The organism is Paeniglutamicibacter sp. ZC-3 (genome assembly GCF_025847175.2).
GTDB classification, from domain to species: Bacteria; Actinomycetota; Actinomycetes; order Actinomycetales; family Micrococcaceae; genus Paeniglutamicibacter; species Paeniglutamicibacter sulfureus.
On sequence record NZ_JAOYTG010000023.1, the window covers coordinates 1 to 13,267 of the forward strand.

Annotated in this window: 13 protein-coding genes; 5 read left to right on the plus strand and 8 right to left on the minus strand. The window is 64.7% G+C overall.

Going from position 1 to position 13,267, the window contains the following annotated elements; genetic code table 11:
- Positions 1-82 precede the first annotated feature (82 nt).
- The 4 genes from OIU93_RS17845 to OIU93_RS17860 all read right to left on the minus strand — a co-directional run bounded on the left by OIU93_RS17845 (position 83) and on the right by OIU93_RS17860 (position 4,058).
- A complete protein-coding gene (locus tag OIU93_RS17845; RefSeq protein ID WP_264271413.1) occupies positions 83-871 on the minus strand; it encodes an amino acid ABC transporter ATP-binding protein in 789 nt (262 codons plus the stop codon).
- 12 nt (positions 872-883) lie between these two features.
- Entirely contained in the window at positions 884-1,678 is a 795-nt protein-coding gene (locus tag OIU93_RS17850) for an amino acid ABC transporter permease (protein ID WP_264271414.1), read from the minus strand.
- A gap of 92 nt (positions 1,679-1,770) precedes the next feature.
- Positions 1,771-2,559, minus strand: coding sequence for an ABC transporter substrate-binding protein (locus OIU93_RS17855; protein ID WP_264271415.1), 789 nt, complete (start codon positions 2,557-2,559; stop codon positions 1,771-1,773).
- A gap of 161 nt (positions 2,560-2,720) precedes the next feature.
- Positions 2,721-4,058 carry an isochorismate synthase MenF gene (locus OIU93_RS17860; protein ID WP_264271416.1) on the minus strand — a complete coding sequence of 446 codons (1,338 nt, stop codon included), beginning with the start codon at positions 4,056-4,058 and terminating at the stop codon, positions 2,721-2,723.
- A 118-nt stretch (positions 4,059-4,176) separates the two neighbouring features.
- Here OIU93_RS17860 and OIU93_RS17865 point away from each other — a divergent pair, with 118 nt between their 5' ends.
- Both OIU93_RS17865 and OIU93_RS17870 read left to right on the plus strand, forming a co-directional pair.
- Positions 4,177-4,875, plus strand: a complete 699-nt coding sequence (locus OIU93_RS17865) for a demethylmenaquinone methyltransferase (RefSeq protein ID WP_264271417.1) — start codon at positions 4,177-4,179, stop codon at positions 4,873-4,875.
- Between the two features lie 185 nt (positions 4,876-5,060).
- Positions 5,061-6,158: a polyprenyl synthetase family protein gene (locus OIU93_RS17870; protein ID WP_264271418.1), complete on the plus strand. Its 1,098-nt coding sequence runs from the start codon at positions 5,061-5,063 to the stop codon at positions 6,156-6,158.
- Between the two features lie 18 nt (positions 6,159-6,176).
- Here OIU93_RS17870 and OIU93_RS17875 read toward each other — a convergent pair whose 3' ends face one another.
- The 3 genes from OIU93_RS17875 to OIU93_RS17885 are packed head-to-tail and all read right to left on the minus strand — an operon-like array spanning position 6,177 to position 8,569.
- Entirely contained in the window at positions 6,177-6,692 is a 516-nt protein-coding gene (locus OIU93_RS17875) for an HIT family protein (RefSeq protein ID WP_264271419.1), read from the minus strand.
- Between the two features lie 10 nt (positions 6,693-6,702).
- Complete coding sequence (locus OIU93_RS17880; RefSeq protein WP_264271420.1) at positions 6,703-7,137, minus strand: hypothetical protein; 435 nt, start codon at positions 7,135-7,137, stop codon at positions 6,703-6,705.
- Positions 7,138-7,162: 25 nt separating this feature from the next.
- Positions 7,163-8,569 carry a PucR family transcriptional regulator gene (locus OIU93_RS17885; protein ID WP_264271421.1) on the minus strand — a complete coding sequence of 469 codons (1,407 nt, stop codon included), beginning with the start codon at positions 8,567-8,569 and terminating at the stop codon, positions 7,163-7,165.
- A gap of 112 nt (positions 8,570-8,681) precedes the next feature.
- Between OIU93_RS17885 and OIU93_RS17890 the strand changes: the two genes are divergently transcribed.
- The 3 genes from OIU93_RS17890 (at position 8,682) to gabT (ending at position 12,032) form a co-directional block, all read left to right on the plus strand.
- Complete coding sequence (locus tag OIU93_RS17890) at positions 8,682-10,262, plus strand: sodium-dependent transporter (protein WP_264271422.1); 1,581 nt, start codon at positions 8,682-8,684, stop codon at positions 10,260-10,262.
- Positions 10,259-10,396: a methionine/alanine import family NSS transporter small subunit gene (locus OIU93_RS17895; protein WP_264271423.1), complete on the plus strand. Its 138-nt coding sequence runs from the start codon at positions 10,259-10,261 to the stop codon at positions 10,394-10,396. Before OIU93_RS17890 ends, OIU93_RS17895 begins: the two co-directional genes overlap by 4 nt.
- Positions 10,397-10,691: 295 nt before the next feature.
- On the plus strand, positions 10,692-12,032 hold the full coding sequence (gene gabT, locus OIU93_RS17900; protein WP_264271424.1) for a 4-aminobutyrate--2-oxoglutarate transaminase: 1,341 nt from the start codon (positions 10,692-10,694) through the stop codon (positions 12,030-12,032).
- Between the two features lie 188 nt (positions 12,033-12,220).
- Here the strand turns inward: gabT and rarD are convergent, their stop codons facing one another.
- Positions 12,221-13,168 carry an EamA family transporter RarD gene (rarD, locus tag OIU93_RS17905; protein ID WP_264271425.1) on the minus strand — a complete coding sequence of 316 codons (948 nt, stop codon included), beginning with the start codon at positions 13,166-13,168 and terminating at the stop codon, positions 12,221-12,223.
- Positions 13,169-13,267: the final 99 nt, after the last annotated feature.

Below are 13,267 nucleotides of genomic sequence, written 5' to 3' on the forward strand. Positions count from 1 at the left end.
GATCGCGCCCTGGCCCACCCGAAGATCGAATTCATCTGGGACATCCACATGGATGCCAACCGCCCCCCGGACGCTGCAGGACCTACTCTGCGATCTCCACGTGGGTGGGATCAAGTACGCGCCTGAGGAAGTCCTGGGTGCGCGGCTGCTGCGGGTTGCCGATGACGTCCTTGGCGGCGCCCTCTTCGACGACGACCCCGCCGTCCATGAACACCACGCGGTCGGCGACCTCCTTGGCGAAGGACATCTCGTGGGTCACCACCAGCATGGTCATGCCGGCCTTGGCCAGCGAACGCATGATGGCGAGCACCTCGCCGACCGTCTCAGGGTCAAGCGCCGATGTGGGCTCGTCAAAGAGCATCAGCGTCGGGTCCATGGAAAGTGCCCGGGCTATGGCCACGCGCTGCTGCTGGCCGCCGGAGAGCTGGTCCGGGTAACGATCGCCATAGTCCCCGAGACCCACACGGGTGAGGTTCTTCTGGGCGGTTTCCTTCGCCTTTGAAGCGGAACGCTTGAGGACTTTGGTCTGTGCCACCGTGCAGTTCTGCATCACGGTCAGGTGCGGGAACAGATTGAACTGCTGGAAAACCATACCGACCTTTTGGCGCATCGTGTCAAGGTCCACGTCCAGGTCGGTGGCCTCGAATCCGCCCACGTGGATGATCCCGGCGTTGGGCTGCTCCAGGAGGTTGACACAGCGCAGCAAGGTCGACTTCCCCGAGCCCGAGGGGCCGATGAGGCACACGACCTCGCCGGGCTTGACCTCGAGGTCGATGCCCTTGAGGACTTCGTTGTCGCCGTAGGACTTGCGCAGGCCGCGGATGTCCACGCCCGATGCCTTGAACGCGGTTTGGGTGTTGTTGTCAGTCATGAGGTAATTCCCCTATCGCTTCGTCCGTGCAGAACGGGATTCAAACTTTCGAGCGATCAGGCTCAAAGGAATGGTGATCACCAGGTACAGGGCGCCGGCCACAATCAACGGCGTGATTCCGGCCCCGAGGGACGTGATGCCGTCGCGCCCGATCTTGGTCATTTCGTACTGTGCCATGCTCGCACCCAAGATAAAGGCCAAGGACGAGTCCTTGGTCAACAGGATGACTTCGTTGGTCATCGGAGGGAGGACGATCTTGAACGCCTGGGGGATCACGATGGTGACCATGGCGCGCCACGCGGGCATGCCGAGCGACCTGGCCGCCTCGATCTGCCCCTTGGGAACGGCTTGCAGACCCGCCCGCAACGTCTCGGCGATGTAGGCCGATGACACCAAACCGAGGGCAACCATGACCACCACTGGTTGCGGCCAGCTGGTGCCGGGGAACGCGGTGGGCACGCCAAAGCCCAAGGCGATCAGGACCAGGATTGCCGGTACGCCGCGGAAGAATTCAATGAAACCGGTGGCGAACCAGCGATACGGTGCGAAGCTGGCCATCTTCATCAGCGCGAGGAGCAGACCGAGGGCCAGCCCGAAGGCAAAGGAAATGACGGTGTAGTACAGGGTGTTCTTCAGTCCGACGGTGATCAGTTCGGGGAAGATGGGGCCAAGCTTGTCGAACGCGAAGAAATTGTCGCCGAGGATCTTCCAGTCGACCTGGAGCACCACCGCAATGATGACGCCGACGAAGATGACGATCTGGATGATTTTGCTTAATCGGGCGCGTTGACGAGTAGTCATGGCCATGGGATTGAAGCCTTTCGTGAAAGAGAGCGAGGCCCCGGTTCCGATCGGGAGCCAGGGCCTCGCCTGAGTGCTTGCATCAAATGAGGGTTACGTTAGCTGGTCGCGCCGAACCAGGTTTCGGTGAACTTGGCGAGCGAACCGTCATCGGTCAGGCGCTTGAGCGAGGTGTTGACTTGCTCCAGCATGGCAGCCGAGCCCTTCGGTACTGCAATGCCCAGCTGTTCGCCGGTCTTGAAGTCTGCAACGCGCTTGAGCGTCGGATCGTCCTTGATGGCGTAGCCAAGTACCGACTGGTTTCCCAAGGTCGCAACCGTCGTTCCGGCCTTCAGGGAAGCGAGCTGGAGACCCGAGTCTTCGTAGCCGATGGCATCAAGACCGTTTTCCTGGGCGAACTTGGCGCCCGTGGTGGCCTGCTGCACGCCGATCTGCTTGCCCTTGGCGGACTCCAGGTCGGTGACGCCGGAGCCTTCCTTGGCGACGAGAGTCAGATCGTCATCCATGTAGGGGGTGGAGAAATCCATGTTTCCCTTGCGGGCATCGGTGATGGAGACCGAGGAAATCGCGATATCGCACTGCGTCCTGAAGAGTCCCGATTCAATGGCGTCGAAGCCGGAATCGATCACATTAAGTTCGAGGTCCATGTCCTTGGCGATTTCCGCGGCAATATCCATGTCGAAGCCGACGTTCTTGCCGTCTTTGACGAACTCGAATGGCTCGTAGGGGATGTCCGAGCAAACGGTCAGCTTGCCGGCGTTGAGGACGGTCAGGGCGTTGGCGTCCGATGAAGCAGCGGGGGTCTCGCTGCCGCCGCAGGCGGTCAGGGCAAGTGCGCCCACTGCCGCCACGGCCAGGGACTTGAGTACGGTTGATGAAATCCGCATTGGAGTGTGATCCTTCTCTAGGTGATCGCTCGCAGGGTTTGCGTTGGAGATCATTCTAACCGCAAGCGCAGACCCGTGAGATGTGCCTCACAGGCTACAGACTATTTCTCTGGGTAAACAAGCGCCGTTGTGCAATTGTTGTCTTGGGCGTCCTGGACCCACTAAAGACCCAATGCCTCGCGCATCGGACGCATCTTGGCCCAGGACTCGGCAAGCTCGGCCGCCGGATCCGAGGCAGCCACGATGCCGCAACCCGCATAGAGACGGATGGAAGTCGGGGATTCAATCACCCCGCCACGCAGGGCGATGCCGAATTCACCGTTGCCGCGCGTGTCGATCCAGCCCACGGGGCCGGCATACGGTCCGCGGTCCATGCCCTCGAGTTCACGCAGGATCACCCCGGCTGCCTTGGTGGGGGTGCCGCACACCGCCGCGGTGGGATGGAAGACCTCCGCCAGATCCAGCATGCTGGGCACCGAACCGTCCGCCCGGGCGGCCAAGGTCGCCTTCACATCCGAGGCCAGGTGCCAGACGTTGGGAAGCTGTAGGACGAAGGGCTCGTCCGGTGCGTCCATGCCGGAGGAGAGCGGGCCAAGCTGCTCGGTTAGCGAGTCGATGGCGAGCTGGTGCTCGTGACGCTGTTTCTCGTCCTCGAGGAGCATGCGGTGGGCATAGTCGGCGTCTCCGCTCGGCGCGGTGGCGCGATCCAGGGTGCCGGCCAGCACGCGGGCCTCGGCGATGTCACCGCGCACCCGGACCAGCATTTCCGGTGTCGCACCAATGAGCCCGTCCACTGAATAGGTCCAGCAATCGCTGTAGCGAAGGGCCAGTTGGCGCAATACCTGGGCGACGGCGATCGGCGAACCAAGCTCGGCGACGGCGTCGCGGGCAAGGACCAACTTGGTGATGCTGCCGGATTCGATGACCGAGACGCCCTTGCGCACCGATTCCAGGTACGATTCCTCGGAAATCTGGCCGGCCACGAGCCGGTCGATGCCGGTGCCCAGTTCGTGTTCCGGGGAGTAGTCCTCCAACAGCGCCGCCAGTTCCGCCTCCGCCGCTTCCACGCTCAGCTCGGCCGCCGGGTCTGAAACCGTGTAGGTGATCCAGCTGCAGGCATCGTTGCGGCCCACCACGATCCTGGGAACGATCAGCCGGGAGACGTAGGAACTGCTGAACGAGAAGGCGAAGGTGCCGTAGGCGATTAACCCGGTGCCGGCCTGGTTCACATTGTCCTCGACCTCGGAGGCTGCTGCCACGGCATCCCACCAAGCACGTGCCTCGGCGAAGCGCTCGGGACCGGAGGCCTCAAAACGCGCGACCTGGCCGAAGCCGACGGTTCCCTCGCCCCGGCGGGACCACACCAGGGAATCGTCGCGGATGACGTAGTCGAGCAAGCCGTGTTCGCTCATGGCCGGTCGCTGGATGGTGATCGAGCGCAACTGCGGGACTGCGCCCGGGGCAGGTGCCCCCAGAACGGCGGAAAGTTGGGAAGTCATGATCTGCCTAGCTTACCGCCGGGAAACGAGCTCCATGCAGGCACCGTGTCGCTGCTCACGCGGCTGGCGCCCGAAGGAGCGTTTTCCCCTATCCGCCGAACTTTGCGACAATGAAACGGTGAGCCGTGCATCGCTGGAAAAGCGCCCCGAAGAAGTCCAAGCCATGTTTGATGATGTTGCCGCACGTTATGACGTGATGAACGACATCCTGTCCATGGGCCAGACCCGCCGCTGGCGAAAAATCGTCGTAGACGCGGTGGGTGCCAAGCGCGGCCAGCGAGTTCTTGACCTCGCTGCCGGAACGGGCACCTCCTCGGAACCATACGCGGACGCCGGCATCGGCGTGGTCGCGTGCGACTTCTCCCAGGGCATGCTCAAGGTCGGCAAGCGCCGCCGCCCCGACATCGACTTCGTGGCAGGGGACGCCACCAACCTCCCCTTCGCGGACAACAGCTTCGATGCCTCCACCATCAGCTTTGGCCTGCGCAATGTCAATGAGCCCAAGAAGGCCCTGGCGGAGATGCTGCGCGTGACCAAGCCGGGCGGGACCCTGGTCATTGCCGAGTTCTCACACCCCACCTTTGCCCCGTTCCGCACCGTGTACACCGAGTACCTGATGCGGGCGCTTCCGCCGGTGGCCAAAAAGATCTCTTCGAACCCCACCGCCTACGTCTATCTGGCGGAATCCATTCGCGCCTGGCCAGCCCAGGACGGGCTGGCTTCGTGGATCGAGGACGCCGGCTGGGAAGCATGCCGCTACCGCAACCTCTCCGGGGGTATCGTGGCAGTGCACCGGGCCACCAAACCACTGGCCTAGTCCCGCGCTCCGGGCCGCCGCACGGGGCATCCGACCTGCCACCACCGGCACAAAGGCCGTCCGGGCAGTGAATGGCGATAGAGTGATCCATGTACTAGAGCAGCTGGTGCCAACCGACCAGCACCCAGATTCGGCCACATGCCGCGGCTGGAGCCGACCGTCGAGAGATAGTAAGTCTTAGAACAGTGACCGATTCCCAGACAAACTGGACAGCTGCCGGACACGGCGTGCACGACTCCTTTGATTTGAACCCCGAGACGGGCGTGCTGGCTGCGGCCGTCAACCTCCCCGGCGGCTTTGGGCTGATTGCCCAGGATCCCGAGTTCGGCCCGGCCATCGCCACCGGCCTGGCCAAGGTTGAAAAGCTGTTGCGCGATGCCATCGCCAACTCCGATCCGCTGATCGATGCCACCAGCCGCCACCTGGTCGAGGCCGGGGGGAAGCGCATCCGGCCCCTGCTGGTGATCCTCACGTCCCTGCTGGGCGAGGGCGTGACAGAGGACGTCATCAAGGCCGCCGCCATCGTGGAATTGACCCACCTGGCCACGCTTTACCACGACGACGTCATGGATTCGGCGCCGCTGCGCCGCGGGGCACCCACGGCCCACGAGGTCTGGGGCAACTCGGTGGCGATCCTCACTGGCGACCTGATCTTTGCCCGCGCCTCGGTGCTCGGCGCGGAGCTTGGCCCCGAGGCCGTGCACATGCAGGCACGCACCTTCGAACGCCTGTGCCTGGGCCAGTTGCACGAGTCAGTGGGACCGCGCGAGGGTGAAGACCCGATCGAACACCACCTGAACGTGATTTCCGACAAGACCGCCTCGCTGCTGGCGACCTCCGGTGCCTTCGGCGCGCTCTTCGGCGGGGTGGAGAACTTCGTGGAGGTGCTGCGTTCCTACGGCGAGAAGGTAGGCGTGGCCTTCCAGGTGGCGGACGACGTCATCGATGTCACCGGCGCGCAGATCCGTTCCGGCAAGACGCCGGGAACCGACCTGCGCGAGGGCGTGCCGACGTTGCCGATCCTGCTCATGCGGGATGCCGCAGCCGCCGGCGACAAGGATGCCGCCGCCGTGCTGGAGCTGGTTGACGGAGACCTGGCCGAGGACGCGGCCCTGGCCCGTGCAGTGGAAGCCGTTGCCGGCAATCCGGCCACGAACCAGGCGTGGGGCGTGGCCCGGCAGTGGGCGGATGCCGCCATCGAGGCCCTGGCCCCGTTGCCCGAGGGTACCGTCAAGGAATCCCTGGCAGCGTTTGCCGATGCCGTGGTGACGCGCGAGCTCTAGGGCACGCGCACTAAAAACCTAGAAACGGAACCGTTCGGGGCCCTGGCCCCACAGGTCTCCCTCGCCAAGGGCCGCCCGCAACTGGGCGGCCTTTTGTGCGCGTTCGGCCGGAGGGACGGCGTGGCGCAGGTGGCCGTAGAGGTTGTCGTCAGGGAAGCGCGGGAAGACGTGCTGGTGGTAGTGCCACACATGCTGGTTCCCTGCAGGTTCGTTGTGCTGCCGGGTGCTGGTTCCCTCGGGGTTCCACGCCAGCTTCATGGCCAGGGCAATGCGCCTGGTTTCCAACATGATCTGCGCTGCAACTTCGTCGGGAAGGTCGTAGAGCGCCTCATGGTGGTCCGCCGGGATGACCATCGCGTGGCCCCCGTAGGGCCCGAAACCGTCGCACGCCATGATGACGGCGACGGCCTCGGTGCGGTAGATCAGGTCACTTGGAACGCAGCGGTTGCCGGGGGAGAGGTCGCCGCCGGCAAGCAGCTCGCAAAACGGGCAGAGGTAGTCCTGCGGAGCGTGCGATTTCCACAACCCGTCCATTAAACCGGCGTTAGTTGTTCAGCTCGGGGGAAAGTTCGTCAAAGACCCAGCTGAACATGTCCAGGACGTATTCGCTGAAGGTGCCTTCTTCGGACTTCCAGATGCCGCGGGCGTTCTGGCGGCGGTACACGATCGGGTCCGGGACCTCGAGCTGGTCCACGCGGATGCCCCACACGTATTTCTCCTCTTCGTCCTCAAGGAACAAGAGGTAGCCGTCCTCGACCTCCAGCTCGTCCGGGTCAAAGAAGTAGTGGTAGGCCTCCATGAGGTCCTCGCAGCCGCCCAGCGCCAGGTAAAACTCGCGCAGCACCAGGGGGATCGGGGAGGAGACCCCGGACAGTGCGTCATCGAGCTCGGACTCGGTGAGTCCGTCCTCAACTTGCCACTCGTCCTCAAGGTACAGCGGAACCAGCGAACGGAACTTCTCAAGGAACATTTCAGCCATGCCATCCATCCTATCGGGCGGTCCGCTAGTTCAAGTCCATGGCAGTGAGCGCGAGCCACAATTGCACGCGGTCGGCGGTGGTCGTTGGATCGTAGCCGGAGAGCTCACTGATCTGCTGCAGCCGGTATCGGACGGTATTGCGGTGCAAACCCAGGGCATCGGCCACTGCTCCGACGCTTCCGTCGAGTTCCAGGTAGCTGCGCAATGTGCCCAACAACTCGGCCGAGTGCTTCTTGTCGAAGATCTGCAGCGGTTCCAGGGCTTCCTGCGCCAGGGCATGCAGCGGGACGTCGCGGGCAGCGAGCAGCAGGGACGTCAGCGAGAGCTTGGAGGGGGTGTTGATGCGGTCTCCGTGGCGCAGGGCCTCGATGGCCTCGAAAAAGCTCCAGCGCAGGCCGTTGGGTTGGGCGTAACCGCCGCCGAAGCCCACGCGCGCCCCGATGCCCGCACCTTGGAGGTACCTATCGATCCCGTCGGCCAGCTCGGCGCCATCCTGCAGTGCCACCACCAGCGCGAGGCGGCCATCGACGACGGCCGAGACGACATGCTGGAATTGCGGCGGAATGGGCAGGGTGCGCAGTGCCTTTTCCTGTCCCGGGGCCGCGGCCACCAGCACCACCGAGTGAGGCTGGACGGGATCGATGCCGATTCCCTGCAGCCGGGCGTTGGCCTCGGAACCCGTGAGGGTTCCGGCCAAAAGGTCCGAGAACGCCAGCCCCGCGACCAGCCTGGTGGATTCGCGCAGCCGCGCCTGGTTGGCCAATTCCAGCCCGATCAGGCCCTGGGCGTAATCCACGAGTCCGTCGTGTTCGCAGGGCTCGGCCAGATGCAGGGTGCACTTGTCCCGAAGGCCGGTCGCGATGGGCACTTCGTGCCAGGATTCGCCACCGAGCTCCGGCCCGTGGATCCGGGCGGCGAATTGCGTCAGTGCCACCGCGGTGCCCAGCATGCGGGAGAGCTCGCGCAACATGGCCCGCAACCCGCCGGTGAGCAGCGTGGAAGCCAGTCGCTGGTGGCCCTTGAGGAGCTGTTCCAGCCGCTGTAGGTGGTCTTCGTTCAGCGCATCGGCAATGAGCTTGGTGATGGCCATGAACGGGGTTTCGTAGGGAACCTCAAAGACCGGCAGCCCCAGCTCGGTGGCCCTGCGGATCACCGCCGCGGGCACGCTGCGGTGGCTCAGGCCGGTGCCATAGCCCAGGGCGAGGGCCCCGGCGCCGTGCACCGTCTGGACGAAGGATTCCTGGTTGGCGATCGTGGTTTGCCGCAGGCCGGTGGTGAGCACGATGGCTCCGGTGGTCAGGAACGGCGAGGGGTCGCGCAATTCGGTGACGGCCGCCCATTCGATGGGGGTTTGGCCCACGCCGGAAAAGTCCGTGTGGGCCCTGAGACCCAGGTTTTGGGACTCAAGAAGTTTCAGCAGCGTGATGGCCATGCACCAATACTATGAAACATTTTGTGCATTAGTACGACGGGCAGCACCCGAAACGGGATATGAAAACGGCCAACACCTATAGTCAGGTCGAGTTTTGGGTTAACGTAGGTGCATGACCACAGCATCTTCGGGCGGGACGCCACTGGCGGCACCCGTGGGCAGGGAAACCTTCTCCTCGCGAAAACTCTTCATTCTTTCCGCCATCGGCTCGGCCGTCGGCCTCGGGAACATCTGGCGCTTCCCGTACATCGCTTACGAAAACGGCGGTGGCGCCTTCCTGATTCCGTACCTTGCCGCACTGCTGAGCGCGGGCATCCCGCTGCTCTTCCTCGACTACGCGATCGGGCACAAGTTCCGCGGTTCCGCGCCGCTGGCCTACCGACGCATGCACCGCGGCGCCGAGGTCCTGGGATGGTGGCAGGTACTCGTCTGCTTCATCATCGCCATCTACTACGCGGTCATCATTGCCTGGGCCGCGATGTACACCTGGTTCTCGGTGACGCAGGCCTGGGGCGACGATGCCGGCTCCTTCTTCACCGGCGAATTCCTCGGGGTCTCCGAGACGGTCAACGTCGGCTTCAACTTCGTGCCCGGTGTCTTCTGGCCGCTGCTGATCACCTGGATCGCCGTCATCGGCATCATGGTCGCCGGCGTGCGCAAAGGCATCTCTCGGGCCAACGGCTTCTTCCTGCCGCTGCTCATCGTGATGTTCGTGTTGCTGGTTGCCCAGTCGCTGTTCCTGCCTGGTGCCATCGATGGACTGAACGCCTTCTTCACCCCGAACTGGGCCGCACTGGGCGACCCGGGCGTGTGGGCGGCAGCCTATGGCCACATCTTCTTCTCGCTCTCGGTGGCCTTCGGCATCATGGTCACCTACTCCTCCTACCTCAAGCGCAAGACAGACCTGACCGGTTCGGGCATGGTCGTCGCGTTCGCCAACTCCGGCTTTGAGATCCTCGCCGGCATCGGCGTCTTCGCCGCGCTGGGCTTCATGGCGTTCACCGCCGGCTCTGCCGTGGGCGACGTCGCGGTGCCCGGCATCGGGCTCGCCTTCATCGCCTTCCCGACGATCGTCTCGGAGGCACCGCTGGGTGGGCTGATGGGCGTACTATTCTTCGGTTCCCTGGTCTTCGCCGGGATCACCTCGCTGATCTCCATCCTCGAGGTCATTGTCGCCGCGGTGCAGGACAAAATGGGCTGGCCGCGAGTGAAGGCCTCGTTGGCGGTCAGCATCCCGGTGGCGTTCATTTCGCTGCTGCTCTTCCCGACCGCCACCGGCCTGTATCTGCTTGACACCTTTGACGCCTTCGTGAACAGCTTCGGCATCCTGGCCGGCGCGCTGGTTGCCGTCATCCTAGTTGCCTGGGTCCTGCGCAAGCTGCCCATGCTCTCGGACCACCTGAACAAGGTCTCCTCGGTGCGCATGCGCACCGTCTGGATCGGCCTGGTCGCAGTGGTGGCGCCGGTGGTGCTGGGCTACATCCTGATCAACGAGTTCATTTCGAAGATCGGGACAACCTACGAGGACTACCCGGCATGGTTTGTCGGCGTCTTTGGCTGGGGCATGGCCGCCGCTCTGGTTGTCGTGGCCGTGGTGCTCACGCTCATCCCGTGGAGCCCCAAATCCAAGCTGCACCACGACCCCGAATACGCGGGCCTGATCGCCGCGGAAGAAAAGGAGGAAGGACGATGACTCCCATCGCAATCACCTTTCTGGTGATCTCCATCCTGACAGTGTGGGGCGGGCTGGGGCTCGCCCTGGTCAACCTGGCCAGGCACCCCGAGGACGAGGGTCACCTGCCACAGGAAAACGCGCCGGAACTCTAAGGGCTCCGACGTGTAGCCATACGTCAATCCATTGATCGGTCCGTTGCGGCAGCAGGATTTTCCTGCAGCCGCAGCGGACCGATCGTGCTTAAGGGGAGAGCCCGATCCCGCCTGTGCACTTGCACTGGAATCCGGGATTCCGACTGTGCCAAATTCACTGGCGGGCGCTGTTGCGCGCGGCATAGGCTACTGGGTAGTAAAGACCACCAAGACACCGGGTTCCATGGTGCCCCCGGTGCCGGGGCCGCAGCGGTCCCGGCACCGGGAGCCAGGTCCGGGAAAGGACCGAACGTTCATGGGCATCACCTACCGCATCGAGCAAAAGCGACACATCAACGGCGCATTCCCCGGCCCCAAGTCGGTGGAGCTCGCGGCCCGCCGCACCAACGCCGTCGCCCTGGGCGTGGCATCGGCCATGCCCGTTTACGTGGCGGACGCCGACGGCGGCATCATCGTGGACGTCGACGGCAACGCGATCATCGACCTGGGTTCGGGCATCGCGGTGACGTCCGTCGGCGCCTCCAACGAGAAGGTCGCAGCAGCCGTCGCCGCACAGGCGGCCCGCTTCACCCACACCTGCTTCATGGTCACCCCGTACGAGGGCTACGTGGAGCTGGCCGAGAAGCTTGCCGAGATCAGCCCGGGCACCCACGCCAAGAAGGCCGTTTTCTTCAACTCCGGTTCCGAGGCCGTGGAGAATGCCATCAAGGTGGCCCGCGTGGCCACCGGCCGCACCGCGGTGGTCGCCTTCGACCACGCGTACCATGGCCGCACCAACCTGACGATGGGCCTGACGGCCAAGGCAGCCCCCTACAAGCGCGGCTTCGGCCCGCTGGCATCGGAAATCTACCGCATGCCGATGAGCTACCCCTTCCGCGAGGAAAACCCGAACATCTCCGGCAAGGAAGCCGCCGAACGAGCCATCCTGGCCATGGAGAAGCAGATTGGCGGCGACCAGATCGCCGCCATCATCATTGAGCCCATCCAGGGCGAGGGCGGCTTCATCGTCCCGGCCGAGGGCTTCCTGCCCCGTCTGGCCGAATGGGCCAGGGAGCAGGGCATCGTCTTCGTGGCCGACGAGGTGCAGGCAGGCTTCTGCCGCGCCGGCGCCTGGTTCGCCTCGGACATCGAGGGCATCGTCCCGGACATCATCACCGTGGCCAAGGGCATCGCCGGCGGCATGCCGCTCTCGGGAATCGTGGGCCGCGCCGACCTACTGGACTCGGTCCACCCGGGCGGCCTGGGCGGCACCTACGGCGGCAACCCGGTTGCCGTGGCGGCGGCGCTGGAGACCATCCGCTACATGGAAGAGCATGACCTGGCTTCCCGTGCCCGCGAGATCGAGGAACAGTTCTTCACCCGCATGCGCAAGCTCCAGTCCGAGGTATCGGTCATCGGGGATGTCCGCGGACGCGGCGCCATGGTGGCCATCGAGCTCGTCAAGGCCGGAGGCACCGAGCCGGACGCGGAGATCACCAAGAAGATTGCCGCCGACTGCCTGGCCGAGGGCGTGCTGATCCTGACCTGCGGCACCTACGGCAACGTCATCCGCCTGCTTCCTCCACTGGTCATCGGCGACGAGTTGCTGGCCGAGGCGTTCGAGGTGCTCGAAAAGGCCATCCGCGCCAACGTCTAGCCCATGCGCGCCTAGCCCATGCGCTAGCGCAAGACCGGGAAAGGAGCCGGAAGGTTGTCCAGTTCATGGGGACAGCCGACCGGCTCCTTTCTTCGTGCCCGGGCCCGGCGGGCACCAAGCGAGGCGGCTGGGAAACGGAGGGGCGCCCGGCACGTCTTGCGACGTCGATGCTCCCGGGAATGGACTGCCTATGCCACCTTGACGGGCACGATGCGACGGGGCAAGCGCGCCATGTCGATGCACAGCAGGATCACCGCGACCCAGACCAGCGAGAAGCCGATGAGGCGCTCCGGCGGCATGGGTTCCTTGAAGACCACCAGCGCCACGATGAACTGCAGGATGGGGGCCAGGAACTGCAGGGTGCCGATGGTGGTCAGGGGCAGACGGCGAGCGGCAGCCCCGAAGAGCAGCAACGGAACAGCGGTGATGATCCCGCTGGAGGCCATCAGCCAGAAGTGCGCAGGTCCGGAGGAAAGCACCGTGTCGGTGTTCGTGGCAACCAGCCAGGCCATGAACCCGAGGGCCGGGAGTGCCAGGATCGCGGTCTCCATGCTCAGCGAGGTCAGCGCGGTGGCGGTGCGGCCCACCCGGTTCTTCACGAAGCCGTACAGGCCGAAGGAGAACGCCAGCACCAGCGCAACCCAGGGCACGTTGCCGTAGGCGAACGACAGCGTCGTGACGGCGGCAAGGCCGAACCCGATGGCCACCCACTGCATCCGGCGCAGCCTTTCCTTCAGGAAGAGCACACCCAGGGCGATCGACACGAGGGGATTGATGAAGTACCCCAGCGCGGCTTCCGCCGCGTGACCGTTGAGCACCGCGTAGGTGTACGTCAGCCAGTTCACCGCGATGAGGACCGAAGCCACGCTCAGGCGTGCCATGGCCCGGCGGTCGCGGCCCAGCGCGATGAACCGACGCCAGTTCCTGGTCACCAGCAGCAGGACCGCGCAGAAGACCAGCGAAAAGACGATGCGCCCGGCAACGATTTCCACGGGGGAGGCGATGGCAATGGTGAGGAAATACAGCGGAAGCATTCCCCACAGGCCGTAGGCGCCCAGGCCCTGGAGCAATCCCGCGTTGCGTTCGTTTGCGGGGGCGCTCGAAGCCGCGGTGGCCGGGGAGGGCGTAGGGGTCATGGTCTCTTCAACCGGGATTGCATGGTTTCCATTCCGGGTGCGCGTGCACGCTGGTCGGGGATCGGTGCGCAGCCTGTGCGCCGAACCGAGCCTATCGCG

Coding starts and splice junctions, on each gene's coding strand:
- OIU93_RS17845 (WP_264271413.1), bottom strand. CDS start 871: ATGACTGACAACAACACCCAAACCGCGTTCAAGGCATCGGGCGTGGAC.
- OIU93_RS17850 (WP_264271414.1), bottom strand. CDS start 1,678: ATGGCCATGACTACTCGTCAACGCGCCCGATTAAGCAAAATCATCCAG.
- OIU93_RS17855 (WP_264271415.1), bottom strand. CDS start 2,559: ATGCGGATTTCATCAACCGTACTCAAGTCCCTGGCCGTGGCGGCAGTG.
- OIU93_RS17860 (WP_264271416.1), bottom strand. CDS start 4,058: ATGACTTCCCAACTTTCCGCCGTTCTGGGGGCACCTGCCCCGGGCGCA.
- OIU93_RS17875 (WP_264271419.1), bottom strand. CDS start 6,692: ATGGACGGGTTGTGGAAATCGCACGCTCCGCAGGACTACCTCTGCCCG.
- OIU93_RS17880 (WP_264271420.1), bottom strand. CDS start 7,137: ATGGCTGAAATGTTCCTTGAGAAGTTCCGTTCGCTGGTTCCGCTGTAC.
- OIU93_RS17885 (WP_264271421.1), bottom strand. CDS start 8,569: ATGGCCATCACGCTGCTGAAACTTCTTGAGTCCCAAAACCTGGGTCTC.
- OIU93_RS17890 (WP_264271422.1), top strand. CDS start 8,682: ATGACCACAGCATCTTCGGGCGGGACGCCACTGGCGGCACCCGTGGGC.
- OIU93_RS17895 (WP_264271423.1), top strand. CDS start 10,259: ATGACTCCCATCGCAATCACCTTTCTGGTGATCTCCATCCTGACAGTG.
- gabT (WP_264271424.1), top strand. CDS start 10,692: ATGGGCATCACCTACCGCATCGAGCAAAAGCGACACATCAACGGCGCA.
- rarD (WP_264271425.1), bottom strand. CDS start 13,168: ATGACCCCTACGCCCTCCCCGGCCACCGCGGCTTCGAGCGCCCCCGCA.